17 protein-coding genes are annotated in these 18,392 nt (G+C 68.3%); 9 read left to right on the forward strand and 8 right to left on the reverse strand.

Annotated elements, in window-relative coordinates; genetic code table 11:
* The first annotated feature begins 58 nt into the window (after window positions 1-58).
* The gene (locus ACFWPK_RS00205; RefSeq protein WP_378912319.1) at window positions 59-703 is read left to right on the forward strand and encodes a LysE family translocator; all 645 of its coding nucleotides are present in this window, start codon (window positions 59-61) and stop codon (window positions 701-703) included.
* Window positions 704-725: 22 nt separating this feature from the next.
* Window positions 726-1,574 (forward strand): SGNH/GDSL hydrolase family protein, encoded by an 849-nt coding sequence (locus ACFWPK_RS00210; protein WP_378912320.1) that lies wholly within the window; start codon window positions 726-728, stop codon window positions 1,572-1,574.
* Window positions 1,575-1,596: 22 nt separating this feature from the next.
* Here ACFWPK_RS00210 and ACFWPK_RS00215 read toward each other — a convergent pair whose 3' ends face one another.
* Window positions 1,597-3,219: a PucR family transcriptional regulator gene (locus ACFWPK_RS00215; protein WP_378912321.1), complete on the reverse strand. Its 1,623-nt coding sequence runs from the start codon at window positions 3,217-3,219 to the stop codon at window positions 1,597-1,599.
* Window positions 3,220-3,328: 109 nt separating this feature from the next.
* Here ACFWPK_RS00215 and ACFWPK_RS00220 point away from each other — a divergent pair, with 109 nt between their 5' ends.
* The gene (locus tag ACFWPK_RS00220) at window positions 3,329-4,819 is read left to right on the forward strand and encodes a CoA-acylating methylmalonate-semialdehyde dehydrogenase (protein WP_378912322.1); all 1,491 of its coding nucleotides are present in this window, start codon (window positions 3,329-3,331) and stop codon (window positions 4,817-4,819) included.
* A gap of 131 nt (window positions 4,820-4,950) precedes the next feature.
* Window positions 4,951-6,288 carry an aspartate aminotransferase family protein gene (locus ACFWPK_RS00225; protein ID WP_378912323.1) on the forward strand — a complete coding sequence of 446 codons (1,338 nt, stop codon included), beginning with the start codon at window positions 4,951-4,953 and terminating at the stop codon, window positions 6,286-6,288.
* Window positions 6,289-6,338: 50 nt separating this feature from the next.
* On the opposite strand, the gene ACFWPK_RS00230 is transcribed toward ACFWPK_RS00225, so the two are convergent.
* The gene (locus ACFWPK_RS00230; protein WP_378912324.1) at window positions 6,339-6,923 is read right to left on the reverse strand and encodes a DUF1345 domain-containing protein; all 585 of its coding nucleotides are present in this window, start codon (window positions 6,921-6,923) and stop codon (window positions 6,339-6,341) included.
* Window positions 6,924-7,076: 153 nt separating this feature from the next.
* Between ACFWPK_RS00230 and ACFWPK_RS00235 the strand changes: the two genes are divergently transcribed.
* Window positions 7,077-7,490 (forward strand): PPOX class F420-dependent oxidoreductase, encoded by a 414-nt coding sequence (locus tag ACFWPK_RS00235; RefSeq protein WP_378912325.1) that lies wholly within the window; start codon window positions 7,077-7,079, stop codon window positions 7,488-7,490.
* A gap of 19 nt (window positions 7,491-7,509) precedes the next feature.
* Here ACFWPK_RS00235 and ACFWPK_RS00240 read toward each other — a convergent pair whose 3' ends face one another.
* Window positions 7,510-8,970 (reverse strand): MFS transporter, encoded by a 1,461-nt coding sequence (locus tag ACFWPK_RS00240; RefSeq protein WP_378912736.1) that lies wholly within the window; start codon window positions 8,968-8,970, stop codon window positions 7,510-7,512.
* Window positions 8,971-9,048: 78 nt separating this feature from the next.
* On the reverse strand, window positions 9,049-10,290 hold the full coding sequence (gene cobA, locus ACFWPK_RS00245; protein WP_378912326.1) for a uroporphyrinogen-III C-methyltransferase: 1,242 nt from the start codon (window positions 10,288-10,290) through the stop codon (window positions 9,049-9,051).
* 146 nt (window positions 10,291-10,436) lie between these two features.
* Here cobA and ACFWPK_RS00250 point away from each other — a divergent pair, with 146 nt between their 5' ends.
* Together ACFWPK_RS00250 and ACFWPK_RS00255 are read left to right on the forward strand one after the other, a co-directional pair.
* Window positions 10,437-10,904, forward strand: coding sequence for a nucleoside deaminase (locus tag ACFWPK_RS00250; RefSeq protein WP_378912327.1), 468 nt, complete (start codon window positions 10,437-10,439; stop codon window positions 10,902-10,904).
* Complete coding sequence (locus tag ACFWPK_RS00255) at window positions 10,901-11,860, forward strand: isopenicillin N synthase family dioxygenase (RefSeq protein ID WP_378912328.1); 960 nt, start codon at window positions 10,901-10,903, stop codon at window positions 11,858-11,860. Before ACFWPK_RS00250 ends, ACFWPK_RS00255 begins: the two co-directional genes overlap by 4 nt.
* 16 nt (window positions 11,861-11,876) lie before the next feature.
* On the opposite strand, the gene ACFWPK_RS00260 is transcribed toward ACFWPK_RS00255, so the two are convergent.
* Window positions 11,877-13,223, reverse strand: coding sequence for a DoxX family protein (locus ACFWPK_RS00260; protein ID WP_378912329.1), 1,347 nt, complete (start codon window positions 13,221-13,223; stop codon window positions 11,877-11,879).
* Window positions 13,224-13,424: 201 nt separating this feature from the next.
* Between ACFWPK_RS00260 and ACFWPK_RS00265 the strand changes: the two genes are divergently transcribed.
* Both ACFWPK_RS00265 and ACFWPK_RS00270 read left to right on the forward strand, forming a co-directional pair.
* A complete protein-coding gene (locus ACFWPK_RS00265; protein ID WP_378912330.1) occupies window positions 13,425-14,555 on the forward strand; it encodes a phosphotransferase family protein in 1,131 nt (376 codons plus the stop codon).
* A gap of 2 nt (window positions 14,556-14,557) precedes the next feature.
* Window positions 14,558-15,661, forward strand: coding sequence for a hypothetical protein (locus ACFWPK_RS00270; protein WP_378912331.1), 1,104 nt, complete (start codon window positions 14,558-14,560; stop codon window positions 15,659-15,661).
* A gap of 204 nt (window positions 15,662-15,865) precedes the next feature.
* Here ACFWPK_RS00270 and ACFWPK_RS00275 read toward each other — a convergent pair whose 3' ends face one another.
* The 3 genes from ACFWPK_RS00275 to cobO are packed head-to-tail and all read right to left on the reverse strand — an operon-like array spanning window position 15,866 to window position 18,348.
* Entirely contained in the window at window positions 15,866-16,282 is a 417-nt protein-coding gene (locus ACFWPK_RS00275; protein ID WP_378912332.1) for a cobalamin biosynthesis protein, read from the reverse strand.
* 15 nt (window positions 16,283-16,297) lie between these two features.
* Complete coding sequence (locus ACFWPK_RS00280) at window positions 16,298-17,740, reverse strand: cobyrinate a,c-diamide synthase (RefSeq protein WP_378912333.1); 1,443 nt, start codon at window positions 17,738-17,740, stop codon at window positions 16,298-16,300.
* Window positions 17,734-18,348 (reverse strand): cob(I)yrinic acid a,c-diamide adenosyltransferase, encoded by a 615-nt coding sequence (gene cobO / locus ACFWPK_RS00285; RefSeq protein ID WP_378912334.1) that lies wholly within the window; start codon window positions 18,346-18,348, stop codon window positions 17,734-17,736. Before cobO ends, ACFWPK_RS00280 begins: the two co-directional genes overlap by 7 nt.
* Between the last annotated feature and the right edge of the window lie 44 nt (window positions 18,349-18,392).

Here is an 18,392-nt window from a genome sequence, read left to right on the forward strand (position 1 = left end):
TTGTTCCCGGCTCAGGTGGACCATTGTCACCGCTCGAGCCGCCGGATAACGTGGGGCGATGGTGTCTTCGGCTCATCTGGCCTCGTTCGCGGGTTTGGCGTTTCTGCTGGTGATCGTGCCAGGGCCGAGCGTCTTGTTCACGATCGGCCGTGCGCTCACCGTCGGACGACGATCGGCGCTGATGACCGTACTGGGCAATTCGGTCGGGGTGTACGGACAGGTCATCGCTGTCGCGTTCGGGTTGGGCGCGGTGGTGGCCGCGTCGGCGGCGGTGTTCACCGCGATCAAACTCGTCGGGGCCGCCTATCTGGTCTATCTCGGTGTGCAGGCGATTCGGCATCGCGGCGCGCTGCGGACGGCCTTTCATGCCGAACAGAACGTGGATTTCCACAGTCCGATGACGGCGTTCCGGGACGGATTGATCGTCGGCGCGGCCAACCCGAAAACCATTGTCTTCCTGGCGGCGCTGCTCCCCCAGTTCGTGGACACCACACGCGGTTCGGTGCCACAACAGATGCTGATCCTCGGGCTCTGCATCCCGGTGTTCGGCCTGATCTTCGACTCGCTCTGGGCGCTCGTGGCGGGGTCGGCGCGGTCCTGGTTCGCCCGGTCACCGCGCCGCCTCGCCGCCGTCGGCGGTACCAGTGGCCTGGTTATGATCGGGCTCGGCACGTCGCTGGCTCTCACCGGCCGCAAAGACTGAACTACGACCGTCAGGATGTTCGATGAAGAGCTTGCTGCTCGCCGGTGCTGTAGCGCTGATGTTCTCGGTGTCGACGCACGCCGTGGCGCAGGCCGAGCCGCGACCGGGTGCCGTCTACGTCGCGCTCGGTGATTCCGGGGCAGCCACGACGGGTGCGGTCGATCTCGACCTCGCCGCACCGCTGCGCTGCGTCCGTTCCACGTCCAACGCACCGAAACTGGTCGCCGAGAGGCTCGGGCTGGCGCTGGACGACCGGACCTGCAGCTCGGCGAAGATTCCTGATCTGTACACCTCGCAGGGCGCGGGGATCGCCCCGCAGTTCGACGCGCTCGGTCCGGCCACCGAGATCGTCACGCTGCACATGGGCGCCAACGATGCCGACATGACCGAGTTCATCCTCGGCCATTGTCATGCGGGAGCACTCAGCGGTGGGTGCGCCGCCGAGGCGGATCCGGAGTGGGACAACAAGATCGACGCGATAGCGCCCGCCTACGCCGCCGCACTGGCCGACATCACCCGGCTCGCGCCCAACGCGACCGTCTTCGTCGACGGCTGGCCCACCTATCTCACGAACACCAGCTGCCCGGCCATGCTGGGCCTGCTCCCCGCCGATGCCGCCTACATCCAGTCCAAGTTCGAACGCCTCAACACCGTCGTCGCGCGGGCGGCCGCCGCCCACGGCGCCGTGTACATCGATACCGTCGCCGCCTCGCGCGAGTTCGGGATGTGCGCCGATCCGGCGACCCGCTGGTTCGATCCGATTCTGGCCGATCAGACCCTGCTCCCCTATCACCCCACCCTCGCCGGGCAGCGCGGCGTCGCGGACCTGATCGTCGCCGCCGTCGAATCGAATGGAGTCCTCGCTCGCTGACCCGGAGCCCCGGGTTCGCGGCCTAGAGTTTGTCGCCGCCCGCGGTGAGGTCGCGCACGAGCAGCGCCGCGTGCAGTGAGGTGCGCGATTCACCGTCGTCGAGGTCGACAGCGAGGATGCGTTCGATGCGGTCGAGGCGGTCGTAGAGAGTGGGTCGGCTGATCGCGAGCGCCTTGGCAAGTTCGGTCTTGTTGCCTGCCAGATCGAGGAAGCGGCGCAGGGTGCCGGTGAGGTCGGCGGTGTGGCGGATGTCGTAGCGCAGGAGCGCGCCGAGTTCGGCCTCGGCGAAGCTCTGCACGCCCGGCTCGTCGCGGATCGACGAGAGCAGGCCGCGCAGGCGAATATCGGCGCTGCGGAAGAACATTCGGCTCGGCACCGTCGTCATCGACTTGGCCACCTCGGCAACACCCGCCGCGTGCGCGAGCCTGCCCGCGGTATCGAGCAGAGAATCGGAATCGGCGCCGGCACCGATGACCGCACGACGCACGCCCTCGACCCGGCGGATCTCGGCCAGTACCGCGGAACACACCGGTACCAGACGATCATCGACATCGCCGCCGCGCGACACCGCGAGGATGACGGTGACCTGCTCCCCGTCGGTACCACCGCGCGTTCGCCGGTGTTCGGCCGCGCTGAGCGCCGACGCGTCGGCCAGGCCGAGAGCGTGCGTCACCGCTTCGACGATCGACTCGCTCCGTCGTTGCGCCGCCACCGGATCCGTCGTCGACTCGGTGTCGATCTCGATCGCCAACGGCACGTAGCGGGCACGCCGGTGCAGCCCGAGGGCGGCAGCGCGCGCCTGTGCGTCGCGCTCGTCGGTGACCCGCCCTTCCACCAGGTCGGCGATCAGGCCGGTCTGGGCCTGCCGGTGCAGCCCGAAGCGGTCCTTGTCGATCATCCGGTGCAGGGTGATGGTTTGCGCGGCGCGTTCGAGCACCATGGCGACCCGCGCGGTATGGGCACGGCCGGTGCGCAGGATCAGCCTGCCCCAGCGCTGTGTGTGCGGGCCGACGCCGACCACGCCGGACCCGTCGGGCAGCATCCGCGACATCGACTCCCAATCCTCGAGCAGCGCAGCCGAACTGATGTGGCGGGCAGTGGCTGCCAGCACTCGATGCGAGAGGTCTTCCAGCACCACCGACGCGTCGAGCATGCTCGCGGCGGTCTGCACGATCTCGGCCAGCGCGGCGCGGCGCACACTCAGCTCGGTGAAGGTCTCGTGCACCGTGCGCGCGAACTCGAGTTCGGCGTACTGGTCGGCGACGATCGCCCGGTGGACGGCTTCGGTGATCTCCACGAAGCGGGTCACCCGGTGCAGCACGATCACCGGCAGCCCGAGTTCGGCGGCCGTGGCGGCGACGACAGGACCGAGTTCACTCACATAGCTGCCGAGTTCCACGACCAGCCCCGCGATACCGGCGGCGGACAGGGATCGCAGATAGGCGATCCGCGCCTGCTCGGGAGCGGCGAGTGCCTGCCCGGTGGTCAGGATCAACTCCGAGCCGACCAGGAGGTCGGCCACCGAGGCCTGGTCGCTGACATGCACCCAGCGCACCGGCCGGTCCAGGTTCGCGGCACAGATGACCTCGGGTTGCCCGGCTTGCATCACCGGCGTCGCGAGCACATCGAACACGGTCAACAGCACTTACGAATCGTAATACGAATCCCATAATTGTGTACAAATCGTCGCCCCATACCGACCTCGGGATAGACCAGGGTGGAAGCATCACACCACTCGGCGAAACGAGGCATCCATGCAGTCCATCGGCCATTGGATAGACGGCAAATCGGTGAGCGGTACCAGCGAGTCCACCGCGCCGGTGACCAATCCCGCCACCGGTGTCGTCACCGGCGAGCTGGCGCTGGCGAATGTGGCCGATACCCGCGCCGCGATCGACGCCGCGACGGTGGCCTTCGCGTCCTGGCGTGACACCTCGCTCACGCGCCGCACCCAGGTGCTGTTCCGGTTCCGTGAGCTGCTCGCCGAACGCAGAACGGAACTGGCCGCGGTTGTCACGGCCGAACACGGCAAAGTGGCCGCCGACGCGCTCGGTGAGGTGACCCGCGGTCTCGAGGTCGTCGAATTCGCCTGTGGCATTCCGCATCTGCTCAAGGGCGGGTTCACCGAGAACGCCTCGACCGAGGTCGACATCTACTCGATCCGTCAGCCGCTCGGCCCGGTCGCGATCATCACGCCGTTCAATTTCCCCGCCATGGTGCCGATGTGGTTCTTCCCCCTCGCGATCGGCGCGGGCAACACGGTGGTGCTCAAGCCGAGCGAGAAGGATCCGTCGGCGGCGCTGTGGCTGGCGCGGCTGTGGCAGGAGGCCGGGCTGCCCGACGGTGTGTTCAACGTCGTGCAGGGTGACAAGGTCGCCGTCGACGAACTCCTGGACAACCCGGGGATCAAGGCGGTGTCGTTCGTCGGCTCTACCCCGATCGCCAAGTACGTCTACCAGCGCGGCACCGTGGCGGGTAAGCGGGTGCAGTCGCTCGGCGGCGCGAAGAACCACATGGTGGTGCTGCCCGACGCCGATCTCGACCTGGCCGCCGACGCCGCCGTGAACGCCGGTTTCGGATCGGCGGGTGAGCGGTGCATGGCGATCAGCGTGGTCGTGGCTGTCGGCGGGGTGGCCGACGAACTGATCGCCAAGATCAGTGAGCGGGCCGCGAGCATCGTCACCGGCGACGGCACCAGCGGTGCCGAGATGGGCCCGCTGATCACCCGCGCGCACCGGGACCGGGTGGCCGAGTACATCGACGCGGGCGAAAACGCCGGTGCCCGTGTGGTTCTCGACGGTCGCAACCTCACCGTCGACGGTGCGCCGGACGGATTCTGGCTCGGCCCGACGATTCTCGACGAAGTCACGCCCACCATGAGCGTCTACACCGACGAGATCTTCGGCCCCGTGCTGTCGGTCGTGCGGGTCGGCACCTACGAGGAGGCGGTGGCACTGATCAACGCGAACCGCTACGGCAACGGCACCGCCATCTTCACCAACGACGGCGGCGCGGGACGCCGGTTCCAGCACGAGGTGGAGGTGGGTATGGTCGGCATCAACGTCCCGATCCCGGTGCCGATGGCCTACTTCAGTTTCGGCGGCTGGAAGAACTCCCTGTTCGGCGACTCGCACGCGCACGGCACCGACGGCGTGCACTTCTTCACCCGCACCAAGGCGGTCACCGCCCGCTGGCTCGACCCCAGCCACGGTGGGCTGGAACTCGGCTTCCCGCAGAACAAGTAACCGTTCTCGACCCGCCCCCGACTCTGGACTGACCGGAGGGTGCGACGAAGGAGTACCCGTAGGGAGGGAAGAGTCGGGGTTACAGGGTCGGGAACTGCGGCGCCAGCCGCCAAGAAAACAGGAGACTCACGATGACGCTTTCCGACGAGGCCGCTCGCGCCTACGAACTCGACCGCCGCCATGTCTTCCATTCCTGGTCCGCGCAAGCGGCTCTCACGCCGATGGTGCTCACCGCCGCCGAGGGTTGCTACGTGTGGGACGGCGAGGGCAATCGCCTGCTCGACTTCTCCTCGATGATGGTGAACACCAATATCGGCCACCAGCATCCGAAGGTCGTCGCCGCGATCCAGGAGCAGGCGGCCACACTGTGTACTGTCGCACCGCACTTCGCCAACGACGCGCGCTCCGAGGCGGCCCGCCTGATCAGCGAACGCACTCCCGGTGACCTCGACACGATCTTCTTCACCAACGGCGGCGCCGACGCGGTCGAGCACGCCGTCCGGATGGCGCGACTGCACACCGGCCGCTACAAGGTGCTCTCGCGTTACCGCTCCTACCACGGCGGCACCGAGACCGCGGTGAACCTCACCGGCGACCCGCGCCGCTGGCCCAACGACCACGGCAACACCGGCACCGTGCACTTCTTCGGCCCGTTCCTGTACCGCTCGGAATTCCATGCCACCGACGAGGCGCAGGAAACCGAGCGCGCACTGGAGCACCTTTCGCGCACCATCGAGATGGAGGGTCCGGCCACCATCGCCGCGATCGTCCTGGAGTCGGTGCCGGGCACCGCGGGCATCATGGTGCCGACCCCGGAGTACATGCGTGGGGTGCGCGAGCTGTGCGACAAGCACGGCATCGTGTTCATCGCCGATGAGGTGATGTCGGGCTTCGGGCGGACCGGAAAGTGGTTCGCCATCGACAATTTCGATGTCGTGCCCGATCTGATCACCTTCGCCAAGGGTGTGAACTCCGGCTATGTCCCGCTCGGTGGCGTGGCGATCAGCGCGGCCATCGCGGCGACCTTCGCCAACCGGGCCTATCCCGGCGGGCTCACCTACTCGGGCCATCCCCTCGCCACCGCCGCGGCCGTCGCGACGATCAACGCGATGACCGACGAGCGCATCGTCGAGAACGCCGCCGACATCGGGGCGAAGGTCATCGGACCCGGCCTTCGCGAACTGGCGCAACGGCATCCGAGCATCGGTGAAGTCCGCGGGCTCGGCGTCTTCTGGGCACTGGAACTGGTCCGCGACCGCACCACCCGCGAACCGCTCGCCCCCTACGGCGGCACCAGCCCCGCGATGAACGAACTGGTCGCCGCCTGCCGCGCAGGCGGCCTGCTGCCGTTCGTCAACTTCAACCGCCTGCACGTGGTCCCGCCCTGTGTGATCACCGAAGCCGAGACCAAGGAAGGGCTCGCCATCCTCGACCAGGCACTCACCGTCGCCGACGCGCACACAGTCTGACCCGGCACGCGGCGGGCGTAATGCGCCCGCCACGTGCGTGATTCCCGTCGCTACCCCTTCAGCCAGTCGATCGCGATGGCGACGACGGCAGCGTTGAAGAAGAAGCTCAGCACGGCGTGGGCGGTGACGCGCCGGCGCATCGACCGATTCACCACCGTCACATCCGACACCGCGAACGAGGTGCCGATCGTGAACGAGAAGTACACGAACTCCGCCAGCTGCGGCACCGGGCACTCCGGGAACCGCAGTCCCCCGTCGGCGAACTGGGCCTGCGCGTAGATCTGCGCGAACGCGGTGTGCAGGAGCAACCACGACATCAGCACCGTGGCCGCCGCGACAGCATTGTCGGCCTCGCTGTCGCGGGAACCGATCATGATCATCCCCGCCGCCAGCCCGGCACCGCTGGCCACCATCGCGAAAGTGGTTGTGTACCAGCGTGGACCGATCCACTCGACGGAGTCGTCGGGTAGGTCGCGGTGCAGCAGCAGCCATCCTGCCGCGACATAGGCCACCGCGAAGAGATTCCAGACCAGCAGCAGGCCGATCCCGCCGCTGGTCCACGAGAACAGCAGCAGCCAGACGACGCCGAGGGCGGTCAGCCCCAGTTCCAGTACCCACACCACCGTGCGACTCATGGCCGCAACGTCTACCACGCCACGACGCGGACCCACCGGCACCGCGCCGCCGAGGAAGTCGGCATCGCCCCCACCTGAACGAGAAACGCCGCCGGGCTACCGGATCGGATCGGCGCCGGAATTCCCGGACCGGACCAGGCGTTGTCGAAGAGCGTGACCGATACCGCAGTGCTTTCCGACGAGCTGAAGTCCTACCTCGACGAGGAGAAGGTCTACGCGACCGTCGCCACGGTCGGGCCCAACGGGCATCCGCATCTGACCGTGGTCTGGATCAAACGCGAGGGCGATGATCTGCTGTTCTCCACCACCGTCTCGCGGCAGCAGGCCAAGAACCTGGTGCGCGACCCGCGGATCACCGTGATGGTGAACCCGCCGGAACGGCCGTTCCTCTATGCCGAGGTCCGCGGAACCGCTACCACCACACCGGATCCCGAACGGGCGCTGCCGGACGAGATGTCGCTCAAATACACCGGCAAGCCGTATCGCGAGTTCAACCCGGCATCGGTGAACGATGCCGAACGAGTCGTCATCCGCGTCACCCCGACCAAGATCACCGGACGCTTGTGAGTCGCGCGCCCGGCGGAGGTCAGCTCCGCTGGGCCTCTTCCTGCGCGTGCTGCGCCTGCACCAGCTGTTGTGGGCTGTAGCGCACGGTGAGTGCGACGAGCGCGGCGGCGGCGGCGATGACCGCGCAGATGAACAGCACCAGCGTATAGCCGCTGTTGAGGGCCTCGATCTGAGCGGGCGTCTTGTTCGCACCGGGGGCGTCGCTGCCACCGAGAGACAGCGTGCGCGACGCCGCGATCGGGCTGAGCAGACCGATCGCGATCGGCGTCGCCAAGCTCATGAACATCTGGCCCACCGCCGAGAGCGGGCCGATGTTCGACGGCGGAACCCCGACCAGCACGCAGAGCGGAGCGAGCACGATCGCCACCCCGACGCCGAAGCCGATCACCAGCAGCAGCGGCAACAGGGTCGGCAGGTACTGCACGTGCCGGTCCAGCGTCGACCCGAACAGCAGGCCCGCGGCGAGCACCACCGCCGCGGCAGCGAGCAACCAGCGCGGCGCGATCACCAAGGCGGCCTTGGACGCCACGGCACCGCCGACGCCGATGCCGATGGTGAACGGGATCGAGGCGACACCGGCCAGCAGCGGGCTGTAGCCGAGCACGTTCTGCAGCAGTTGGGCGACGAAGAACGTCATCGCACCGAGCACCGCACCGGCCAGGAAGATCAGGACAAAGGTGGCGACCCGGTCGCGGCTGTCGAACAGCGACCACGGCAGCAGCGGATCGGATTCGCGGCGCTCGGCGAGGACGAAGACCACCAGCAGGACGAAACCGCCGATCAGCGAACCGAGGATCAGTGGGCTCGTCCAGCCCATGGCCGGGCCTTCGGTAGCGCCGAACACGATCGTCGCGCAGGCCAGGGTGCCCAGGATCGCGCCCTTGATGTCGAGCGGGGTGCGGTGGTGGGCGGTGTCGGTGAGCGTGTAGATCGCGCCGAGCACGATGAGCGCGCCGATCGGGACGTTGATCAGGAAGATCCAACGCCACCCGACCTCGGTCAGCGCACCACCGACGATGAGACCACCGACCGAACCGATGCCGGCCATCGAGCCGACGATCGCGATCGCCTGATTCCTGGCGGGTCCGGGTGCGAATGTCGTCGCGACCAGTGCGAACGCGGTCGGTGCCGCGATCGCGGCACCCGCGCCCTGGAGGGCGCGCGAGATCAGCAGCATCGCCTCGCCGTTGGCCAGACCGCACGCCAGCGAGGCCGCGGTGAACAGGCCGACGCCGTAGATCAGCATGCGTTTGCGGCCGAACGCGTCGCCGAGCCTGCCGCCGAGCAGCATCAACCCCGCGAAGGTGAGGCCGTAGGCAGTCACCGTCCAAGCGCTACCCGAACTGGACAGCCCCATGTCCTGCTGCAGGCGCGGCAGCGCGAAGATCACGACGGTGCCGTCCAGCACAACCATGAACTGCAGACCGCTCAGCACGAGGATGGCCAGGCCGAACGCCCGCTGCTTCACCGGATACTGCATCGTCGCAGCGGGTTTATCGAGCACAGTCAGGCAGTGTAATTGGCGCACCGGCAACGAGTGGGCGCGCCGTCGGTGAAGCTAGTCGAGGCCGAAGCCCGCCGTGGGGCCGATGACGATGATCGCTGGCGGGCGGATGCCCTCTTCCTTGACCCGGTCGGCGACCGTGGCGAGGTCGGCGCGCACCACCCGTTGGGTGCGCAGTGTGCCCTCCTGGATGACTGCGGCAGGCGTATCGGCCGGGCGACCGCCTTCGAGCAGGGCGGCGGCGAACTTGTCGATCCGCTCGACCGCCATCATCAGCACGATGGTGCCGCGCAGTTTGGCCAGCGCCGACCAGTCGACGAGCGAATCGGGGTGCTCGGGGGCGACGTGTCCGCTCACGACGACGAACTCGTGGGTCACCCCGCGATGGGTCACCGGGATACCGGCCGCGCCGGGGACCGAGATCGGACTGGTCACGCCGGGCACCACCGTCACCGGGATACCGGCCGCGGTGCACGCCTCGAGTTCCTCGTACCCACGGCCGAACACATACGGGTCGCCGCCCTTGAGCCGGACCACGAACTTGCCCGCCTTGAAACCCTCCACGAGCGCGAGATTGATCGCCTCCTGCGCCATCGACCGGCCGTACGGGATCTTGGCGGCGTCGATCACCTCGACGTGCGGGCCGAGTTCGGCGAGCAGTTCCGGCGGGGCGAGCCGATCGGCGACGACCAGATCGGCGCGCGCGAGCAGCCTGCGACCACGCACGGTGATCAGGTCGGGATCGCCGGGGCCGCCGCCGACGAGCGCGACGCCGGGGGGCACCGGTTCCGAATCATCGGTCACCACACCGGATTGCAGCGCTTCGAGCAGACCGTTGCGCACCGCGGCCGAGCGACGGTGCGCGCCGCCGGCGAGCACGCCCAGCGACAGCCCGTCGTAGCGGGCGGTCGCGGGGGTGACCGCGGTGCCGTCACGGGCGATGTCGGCGCGGACGCAGAAGATGCGCTTTGCGGTGGCTTCGGCAACCACGGCGGCGTTGGTCTCTGGTTCGTCGGTGCAGGCCATCGCGTACCAGGCGCCGTCGAGATCGCCGTCGGCGTAGGCGCGCAGTTCGACACCGAGTTGCCCCGCCGTAGCCATGCCCTCGACAGCCGGGGTGACCGCGCGGCTGATCACGTGCACATCCGCACCGGCGGCCACGAGCAGCCCGAGTCGGCGCTGGGCAACGGTGCCGCCGCCGACCACGACTACTCTGCGTCCACGAAGATCGAGCCCGACCAGGTAGTTCGGGTCGCCTGCGGGCGGGGTCGATGCGGTGTCAGCGGTGTTCGGCACAGTGTCCCAGCCTAGTTCCTGGCTCGCCGCGGCCCGAACGCACCCGCCGACAGACACATCGCGGATCGACGGTGGAGCCCCCGCTGCTGCCCATCGTGTCGCGGCGCGGTGTGCGCTCAGTGCCGGCAGGTAGGACAGTGGAGGCCATGACCCAGCCGCACGCACTCCTGGACGTGGCCTACGACGAAGCCCTGCTCGGGCTGGCCGAGGGTGGTGTCCCCATCGGCGCCGCCCTGTTCGACGCCGACGGCACCCTGCTCGGGCGCGGCCACAATCGCCGCGTCCAGAACGACGACCCGAGCGTGCACGCCGAAACCGATGCCTTCCGCGCCGCGGGCCGCCGCCGCGACTACCGGCCGACGATCATGGTCACCACGCTGTCCCCGTGCTGGTACTGCAGCGGGCTGGTCCGCCAGTTCGGGATCGGCACCGTGATCATCGGCGAGGCGCGGACCTTCCACGGCGGCCACGACTGGCTGGCCGAACACGGGGTGAAGGTGATCGTCCTCGACGACCCGCGCTGTGTGTCGCTGATGACCGACTTCATCGCCGAGCGCCCCGACCTGTGGTTCGAGGACATCGGTGTCGCACCGACGAAGGAGACACCCGCATGAGCGGCATCGCCTCGGTCGATCTGGCCAGCTGGCGCGCGGGCGGCGACGCGGCGCGGGCCGTGGAACACGAGGTCGACGAAGGCCTGCGCCGGGCGGGGTTCCTCCTGGTCCACGGTCACGGCATCGATCCCGCGTTGCCCGGCGCGGTCCGGGCGGCCGCACGCCGGTTCTTCGCGCTGCCAGACGAGGTGAAGCAGCGGTACGCGGTGACGGTCGGCGGCCGCGGCTGGATCGGTCCCGGGCGCGAGGCCAACGGCTACGCCGAGGGCACCGAGACCCCGCCCGATCTCAAGGAGACCTTCGCCGTCGGCGCCGACACCGCGACGGGCGATCCGGCGGTCGACCGGATGTGGTTCCTGCCCAATGTCTGGCCCGCCGAGGTGGTGGAGCTGCGCGCACTGCTCACCGAGTACACCGCCGCCATGCGCACCCTGTCCGACGAACTGCTCGCCCTGTTCGCCGCGGCACTCACCCTACCGGCCAACCCGTTCGCCGACCTGGCCGCACTGCCGACCTGGACCTGCAATATCAACCACTATCCCCCGCTGACCGACGTCGGCGCGCCGGAGCCCGGCCAGTTCCGGATCGGCCCGCACACCGATTTCGGCACCGTCACCGTGCTGGACCGCGAGCCCGGCGCGGGCGGGTTGCAGGTGTACACCGAGGCCGAAGGGTGGGCCGACGCTCCCTACGATCCGGCGGCGCTGACCGTGAATATCGGTGACCTGCTCGCCTATTGGAGCGGTGCGCGCTGGCCGTCGGGCCGCCATCGCGTGCTGCCGCCGCAGCCCGACGCACCCGAGGAGGACCTGGTCTCGCTCATCTACTTCTACGAGCTCGACCACGACGCGGTGGTGACTCCGCTCGCCCCACCGATCGGGCTGGTGGAGCAGGGGCCGCCGGTGGTATCGGCCGATTTCCTGCGTATCCGGTTGGACGCCATCACCATCGGCTGACACCCCGGGCGCGAGATCATCCGAAGTACGGCTGGTTCTGTACCCAGCGGAATTCCGTGCCGCGCAACGGGAAGCGCTCGAGATCGGTACGGGTGAGGGTGACCGCGGCGGGGCGGCCGTCGAGTTCACCGCGCAGGGTCAGCATGTCGTCGGAGGCCCGCTCGATGGTGAATGTCGCGTAGGGCGCGGGGGTTTCATCGGGGCCGGTGGGTGCGGCGGCGAGCGTCATCGTGTTCGCCGCCAGGTCGGTCGTGGCCAGCACCGGCACGATGGTGTCGTCCATCCGCTGGTAGCCCGCCGAGCCCACGTCGATGACGAGGCGTTGCCAGCGCACCGGATCGGTGGTGAGCGGCGGGACCGTGGCCCCTCCGACGCTGAACTCGCTGACTTCCCAGATGCCGTAGAGCTCGGGTTTCGGTGCGCCGCCGCCGTATTCGCGCCAGCTCTCCGTCCCGGCATAGATCATCCCCACGGTGATCCACAGCCCGACCGCGACTTGCACCACGGCGGCCCACCGGTTCGCCCGCCGGGACGAGAACAGCGGTGGTTGCACAGCAGGTCCCGAATCTCGTTCCAGCACCAGAACATTCGCCAGCCTGCGGGCTTGCGGGGCGAGCAGCACCAGCCCGATCAGCAGCAGGTGCCCGGCCAGCATCTTCACCGGGACGTCGAAGGCGAGGTTGAGCAGGAACACCTGCGCCATGCTGATCACGCTCAGCATGGCGCCCAGCGTCGCCGTGCGCGGCCAGAACAGCAGCAGCCCGGCGAGTACTTCGGCCGCGCCCAGGGCGATCTCGTAGGCGGGTGAGGATCCGACTTGCGTCCACAACATCGCCATCGGTGTCAGATCACCGACGCGAGTGAGCAGGACGATCAGCGAGGGTTCCGGCATCTGCGTCGGGATCAGCTTCGCGAAACCGTAGAACAGCATCTGCCCGCCCGCGAACAACCTCATCGCGGTGAGAAACCAGCTCAGCAGCCGTGGATACGCGCGCCTGCGCCGGTCCAGCACCGACCACGCCACCGTGATCAGCACCGCGACCACCAGGAGCAGTCCGCACTGAATCCAGATCGCCGCCTGGTCACCGCTGCCGTTCATGGCCAGCTCGGCCTGCACCCCGAACACGTGCTCGCCGATCCAGCCGCTCACCGGCTCGAGCGCGATCATCTGCCAGAGCATGACCTCCTCTGGCAACCACAGCGCGAAGACGCCGAGGAAGACGAAGGTGATCTGGGCCATCCACAAACAGAACAGACCGAGGTAGGCGACACTGAAACGGAACGCGAGCCGGGTGACCGGATGCCAGGTCGGGGCCGGTGGCGGTGCGCTCGCTATTTCGTCGTGCGTACGCTCCGTGGTCACTGCGGACACTCGTGCCTCCCCATCGAGATCGTTTGATACCGAAGCTAATCGGCGCCCTCTCCGGACGCTTCCGGGAAAACCCCGATCTTTACCCTGTCAACCCTGAATCTCACTCACCGACGCCAGGCTTACATTCCGGACGGTCTTCCGGTACGCCAGTACTGCAACGCGTTATAAATCGTCGAAAAGGGGAACGCACTTATGTCCGACGATCCGGACCACACCGCGCAACACTCGCTCACCGTCACCGAGCGTGATCTCGACGAGCTCGCCGAGCAGTTGTCGCAGTGGTTGTCGGGCAGGGTCGGCGCCGACACACCCGCGAAGGTCACCGACCTGAGCAAGCCGACCACCGGCGGCATGTCGAGCACCACCATCCTCTTCGATGCCGAGTGGTCGGTGGGCGGTGTGGTCGAGAGCGGTTCGTTCGTCGCGCGGATGGCTCCCGAGGACGGTTCGTTCCCGGTGTTCCAGTCCTATGACCTGTCGCTGCAGCACCAGGTGATGGCCGGTGTGGCCGCGGGGTCGGATGTCGCGGTACCGCCGCTGCGCTGGCTCGAACTCGACGAATCCCTCTTCGGCACACCTTTTTTCGTGATGGACAAGGTCGAGGGCCGCGTGCCTGCCGACAATCCGCCGTACGTGTTCTTCGGCTGGGTTTTCGACGCGACCGTGGCCGAGCGCGAGCAGATCGCCGACTCCACCGTCGAGGTGATCGCGCAGGTGCACGCGATCGACGACATCGCCGCGCGGTTCCCGTCGCTCGACGGCGAAGGTTCCGCGCTGCGCAGGCATTTCGAGGCCCAGCGCGCCTGGTACAAGTGGGCGCTCACCGACGACGGTGTCGAGATCCCGCTGATCGAGCGGACTTTCGAGTGGCTGGAAGCGAACTGGCCCGCCGAGACCGGCCCCGAGGTGCTCAACTGGGGCGACGCCCGCCCCGGCAACATCCTGTTCGACGGCTTCACCCCCGCCGCGGTCCTGGACTGGGAGATGGCCACCTTCGGCCCGCGCGAGCTGGATCTGGGCTGGGTGATCTTCATCCACCGCTTCTTCCAGGACATCGCCACCCGCTTCGATCAGCCCGGCCTGCCCGACTTCCTGCGCCGCGACGCGGTGGTCGCGAAATACGAGGAGCTGACCGGGCATTCGGTCCAGAATCTCGACTTCTACATCATCTACGCCGCGCTGCGGCACGCGATCGTGATGGGACGGATCAAGCGCCGGATGATCCACTTCGGTGAGGACACCGTGCCCGACGACCTCGACGACTACGTGATGCATCGCCTCAGCCTCGAGGCGCTGCTCGACGGCACCTACGAGTGGGACTGACTATGAGCGCGATCATGCCCGTCCCGCTGGACGAATACCCGGTCCATCAGACCCCGCTGTCGCTGGCCAGGGTGGCCACCAGCGACCGGAACTTCTACGACCGCTACTACTTCAACGCCTTCGACCCCGCGGGCGAGGCGATGCTGATCACCGGTTTCGGTGTGTACCCGAATCTGGGTGTCGTCGACGCGTTCGCGACGGTGCGCCACGGTGACGCCCAGCGCAGCGTGCGGTTCTCCGACGCGCTCACCTCGCGGGATCTGAACACCGCCGTCGGTGGGTACCGGATCGAGGTGATCGAGCCGCTGCAGAAACTGCGTGTGGTCTGTGAGCACGACGACCTCGGTTTCGACCTGACCTGGACCGGCGCGCAGCGCGCGGTACAGGAGCAGCCACACCTGATCCTGTCCGGCACGCGACCGATCATCGAGGCCTCACGCTTCGCCCAATTGGGTTCGTGGGAGGGCACGCTCGCCGTCGACGGCATCGACTACACGGTCGACCCGGCGGTCTGGACGGGCAGTCGCGACCGGTCATGGGGCATCCGGCCCTCCGGTGAGCCGGAACCCGCCGGTCGGCCGACCGGCATGGACGGTTTCTGGTGGCTGTACGCGCCGCTGCGGTTCCAGGACTTCTCGATCGTGGTGATCGTGCAGGAAGAACCCGACGGCACCCGCACGCTCAACAATGCCGTCCGGATCTGGAACGACGGCCGCAAGGAACAGCTCGGCTGGCCCCGCATGCACTGGACCTACGAGCCGGGCACCCGGCACCCGAAGTCGGTGCGCCTCGACATGACCACGCCCGACGGGAAACCGCTCGAGGTCGAGGTCGAATCCCGTCCCGGCATCGCCCTGCACGTCGGCTGCGGTTACGGCGCCGACCCCGACTGGACCCACGGCCGCTGGATGGGCGAGAACTGGTCGCTGTCGAGCGCCTACGACCTCACCGACCCCGCGATCAAGGGCCGCACCCCCTACGGCGTGATCGACCACATCGGCCACGCCCGCTGCGGTGACGCCGAAGGGTGGGGCCTGTTCGAACACGCCTCCATGGGCCGCCACGACCCCACAGGTTTCGCCGATTGGTCCTCCGTCGCCCCTTGACGGACTTTCGCGCGAGAAGAAAAGGCGCCGCCGCGACAACGAGGTCGCGGCGGCTCCGATTTTCTTACGCGGCCGCACCGGGTGCACCCGAGCCTTGCGCAGCCGCGCCGGATCGGCGAGCTTCGCGCAGATCGCGGCCGTGCTCGATCCCAGCGGATCGAGCACTGCGGTCGGTCGATCTTGCCCAGCGAAGTGATTCGGGCATCAGGGTCGACGCGATAGCGATGCCGCTGCGACGACTATCCCATCGACGATTGTTCTCCCTCGGACGAGTTCACCGCCGCCCGCGAGCAGCGCCGCCGCTTCCGCGACATTGGGGGTGCCGACCGCTGCCGATACACGGTCCGAACTGTGCTCGGTGTCGACTTCGGCCAACTGCTCGGCGGTGAACGCCACGACTGCCACACCGAGAGTCGCTGCGGCGGAAAGAATGCCGGGTTCCCTCGCTCGCCGATCGAGTGTCGCCAAGCAGGCGATGGTGGTGTCGCCGACGACCGCCCGCACCGCGCGAACGATCCGCTCCGCCTCGGTTCCCGGCCGTACGCCGATGCCGACGGCCGGCGCCGAACCGGACGGCGCGTCACCGGTCGTCGGTTGTCGCTCGCCGTCGGAGGTCGTCATCGTCGCCGTGTGCCGTCAGCGGTCGAATCGTCTTGCGGCGCTGACGAATCGGGTGATGGCGGCGGGATTTCCCGCCGGATGGGTGTGTAGGTAGGAGGCGTGCACCTGGCGAATCACGGCACCTTCGGTCATGGAACTTGTTGTCCGCCAACCCCAGGCAGCGTTCTCCGCGCCGGTGCGGGACAGGCGGGTGCGGTGGAATTCGTGACCACGCACCCGGTCCCCTGCACGCCACAGTGCCGAGTCGTGCAGGGCGACGGCGTCGCGGTAGCCGAGCGTCAGGCGCGGGCCGAATTCGGCGTCGGCATCGATGACCCCTGCCATCTGGTGGCCGTCGAGGGAGCGGGTGAGGTAGAGCAGGCCCGCGCATTCGGCGTGGATCGGCAGGCCCCTCGCGGCACCGTCGGCCACTGCGGTGCGCAGGCGTTCGTTGGCGGAAAGCTGCCCGGCATGCTCTTCCGGAAAGCCGCCGGGAAGTACCAATCCCGCTGTGTCTGAAGGGAGTTCGTCGGAGAGCGGATCGAAAACTGTCACTCGGGCACCGGCCGCGGCCAGGAGTTCTCGATGCTCGGCATAGCCGAAGGTGAATGCCGGACCGCCCGCCATCGCGATCAATGGATCCCTGCCCGAGACAACATCTGGGCGCACGGTCGACGACTCGGCAGCGGATTCCGGCGCGGTATCGAACGAGATCGATTGATGGTGGGCGTCGGCGAGTTCGACCTGCGGGTCCCACGCGGGACCCTGCACCGAGCCACCCGCCAGGGCAACGATCGCGCGCAGATCCACGTGTGCGGCAACGAGTTCGGTCATCGCGTCGACGGCGGCGGTGGCGGCGGTGCCGTGTTCGACGGCGGGGATGAGGCCGAGATGGCGTGAGGGGACTTCCAGTTCGGCCATGCGGGGCAGGGCGCCGAGGACAGGGAGGCCGACGCGGTCGCAGGCCGCGCGCAGGACTTGTTCGTGGCGTTCGCTGCCGACGCGGTTGAGGATCACACCGCCGAGGCGGACCGAGGAGTCGTAGGTGGCGAAACCGTGCAGGAGCGCTGCGAGACTCTGGGAGTGACCGCGGGCGTCGACCACCAGAACCACCGGTGCCCCGAGCAGCCCGGCCACCTGTGCGGTGGAACCCTCGGCGATCGCGTCGCTCCGGTTCTCGTCGATCCGGCCGTCGAACAGGCCCATCACGCCCTCGACGATCGCGATATCGCAGCCCTGCGCGCCGTGCCGATACAGCGGAACGACCCGATCCTCGCCCACCAGAACAGGATCGAGGTTGCGTCCGGGCCGCCCGGCCGCGAGCCCGTGATAGCCGGGGTCGATGTAGTCGGGCCCCACCTTGAACGGCGCCACCTGATGCCCGGCCCGCCGCAGCGCACCGATCAGCCCGGTGGCCAGCGTGGTCTTCCCGCTTCCCGATGCCGGGGCAGCGATCACCACTGCGGGGGCGCTCACCATTCGATACCGCGCTGGCCCTTGCGGCCCGCGTCCATGGGGTGCTTCACCTTCGTCATCTCGGTGACGAGATCGGCGGCCTCGATCAGGGCCTGGGGTGCGTCGCGACCGGTGATGACCACGTGCTGGTTACCGGGGCGATTGGTGAGGGTGTCGACGACCTCGTCGATGTCGACCCAGCCCCATTTGAGGGGGTAGGTGAACTCGTCGAGGACGTAGAAGCGGTGCTGTTCGGCGGCGAGGCGGCGGGAGATCTCCTGCCAGCCGGACAGGGCGGCGGCCGCGTGGTCTTCCTCGGTGCCGTGCTTGCGGGTCCAGGACCAGCCCTCGCCCATCTTGTGCCACTCGACCGCGCCACCCACGCCGGTCTCCTCGTGCAGGGTGCCGAGGGTGCGGAACGCGGCTTCTTCGCCGACCTTCCACTTGGCGCTCTTCACGAACTGGAAGACCGCCACGTCGAAGCCCTGATTCCAGGCTCGCAACGCCATCCCGAACGCCGCGGTGGACTTGCCCTTACCCGGTCCCGTGTGCACGGCCAGGACCGGCTGATTGCGCCGCTGACGGGTCGTCATGCCGTCCTCGGGCACACTCTCGGGAACACCTTTGGGCACTGGTCACTCCTCGTCATTTTTCGCACTGACGCGCGTGTTCGCGG

This window comes from Nocardia sp. NPDC058519 (genome assembly GCF_042719755.1).
Taxonomy (GTDB): domain Bacteria; phylum Actinomycetota; class Actinomycetes; order Mycobacteriales; family Mycobacteriaceae; genus Nocardia.

Excerpts from the sequence above, each read along its gene's own strand:
- ACFWPK_RS00250 (WP_378912327.1), top strand. The coding sequence starts at position 10,437 with ATGACCCAGCCGCACGCACTCCTGGACGTGGCCTACGACGAAGCCCTG.
- ACFWPK_RS00205 (WP_378912319.1), top strand. The coding sequence starts at position 59 with ATGGTGTCTTCGGCTCATCTGGCCTCGTTCGCGGGTTTGGCGTTTCTG.
- ACFWPK_RS00230 (WP_378912324.1), bottom strand. The coding sequence starts at position 6,923 with ATGAGTCGCACGGTGGTGTGGGTACTGGAACTGGGGCTGACCGCCCTC.
- ACFWPK_RS00265 (WP_378912330.1), top strand. The coding sequence starts at position 13,425 with ATGTCCGACGATCCGGACCACACCGCGCAACACTCGCTCACCGTCACC.
- ACFWPK_RS00225 (WP_378912323.1), top strand. The coding sequence starts at position 4,951 with ATGACGCTTTCCGACGAGGCCGCTCGCGCCTACGAACTCGACCGCCGC.
- ACFWPK_RS00220 (WP_378912322.1), top strand. The coding sequence starts at position 3,329 with ATGCAGTCCATCGGCCATTGGATAGACGGCAAATCGGTGAGCGGTACC.
- ACFWPK_RS00280 (WP_378912333.1), bottom strand. The coding sequence starts at position 17,740 with ATGGTGAGCGCCCCCGCAGTGGTGATCGCTGCCCCGGCATCGGGAAGC.
- ACFWPK_RS00255 (WP_378912328.1), top strand. The coding sequence starts at position 10,901 with ATGAGCGGCATCGCCTCGGTCGATCTGGCCAGCTGGCGCGCGGGCGGC.
- ACFWPK_RS00240 (WP_378912736.1), bottom strand. The coding sequence starts at position 8,970 with ATGCAGTATCCGGTGAAGCAGCGGGCGTTCGGCCTGGCCATCCTCGTG.
- ACFWPK_RS00270 (WP_378912331.1), top strand. The coding sequence starts at position 14,558 with ATGAGCGCGATCATGCCCGTCCCGCTGGACGAATACCCGGTCCATCAG.
- ACFWPK_RS00275 (WP_378912332.1), bottom strand. The coding sequence starts at position 16,282 with ATGACGACCTCCGACGGCGAGCGACAACCGACGACCGGTGACGCGCCG.
- ACFWPK_RS00210 (WP_378912320.1), top strand. The coding sequence starts at position 726 with ATGAAGAGCTTGCTGCTCGCCGGTGCTGTAGCGCTGATGTTCTCGGTG.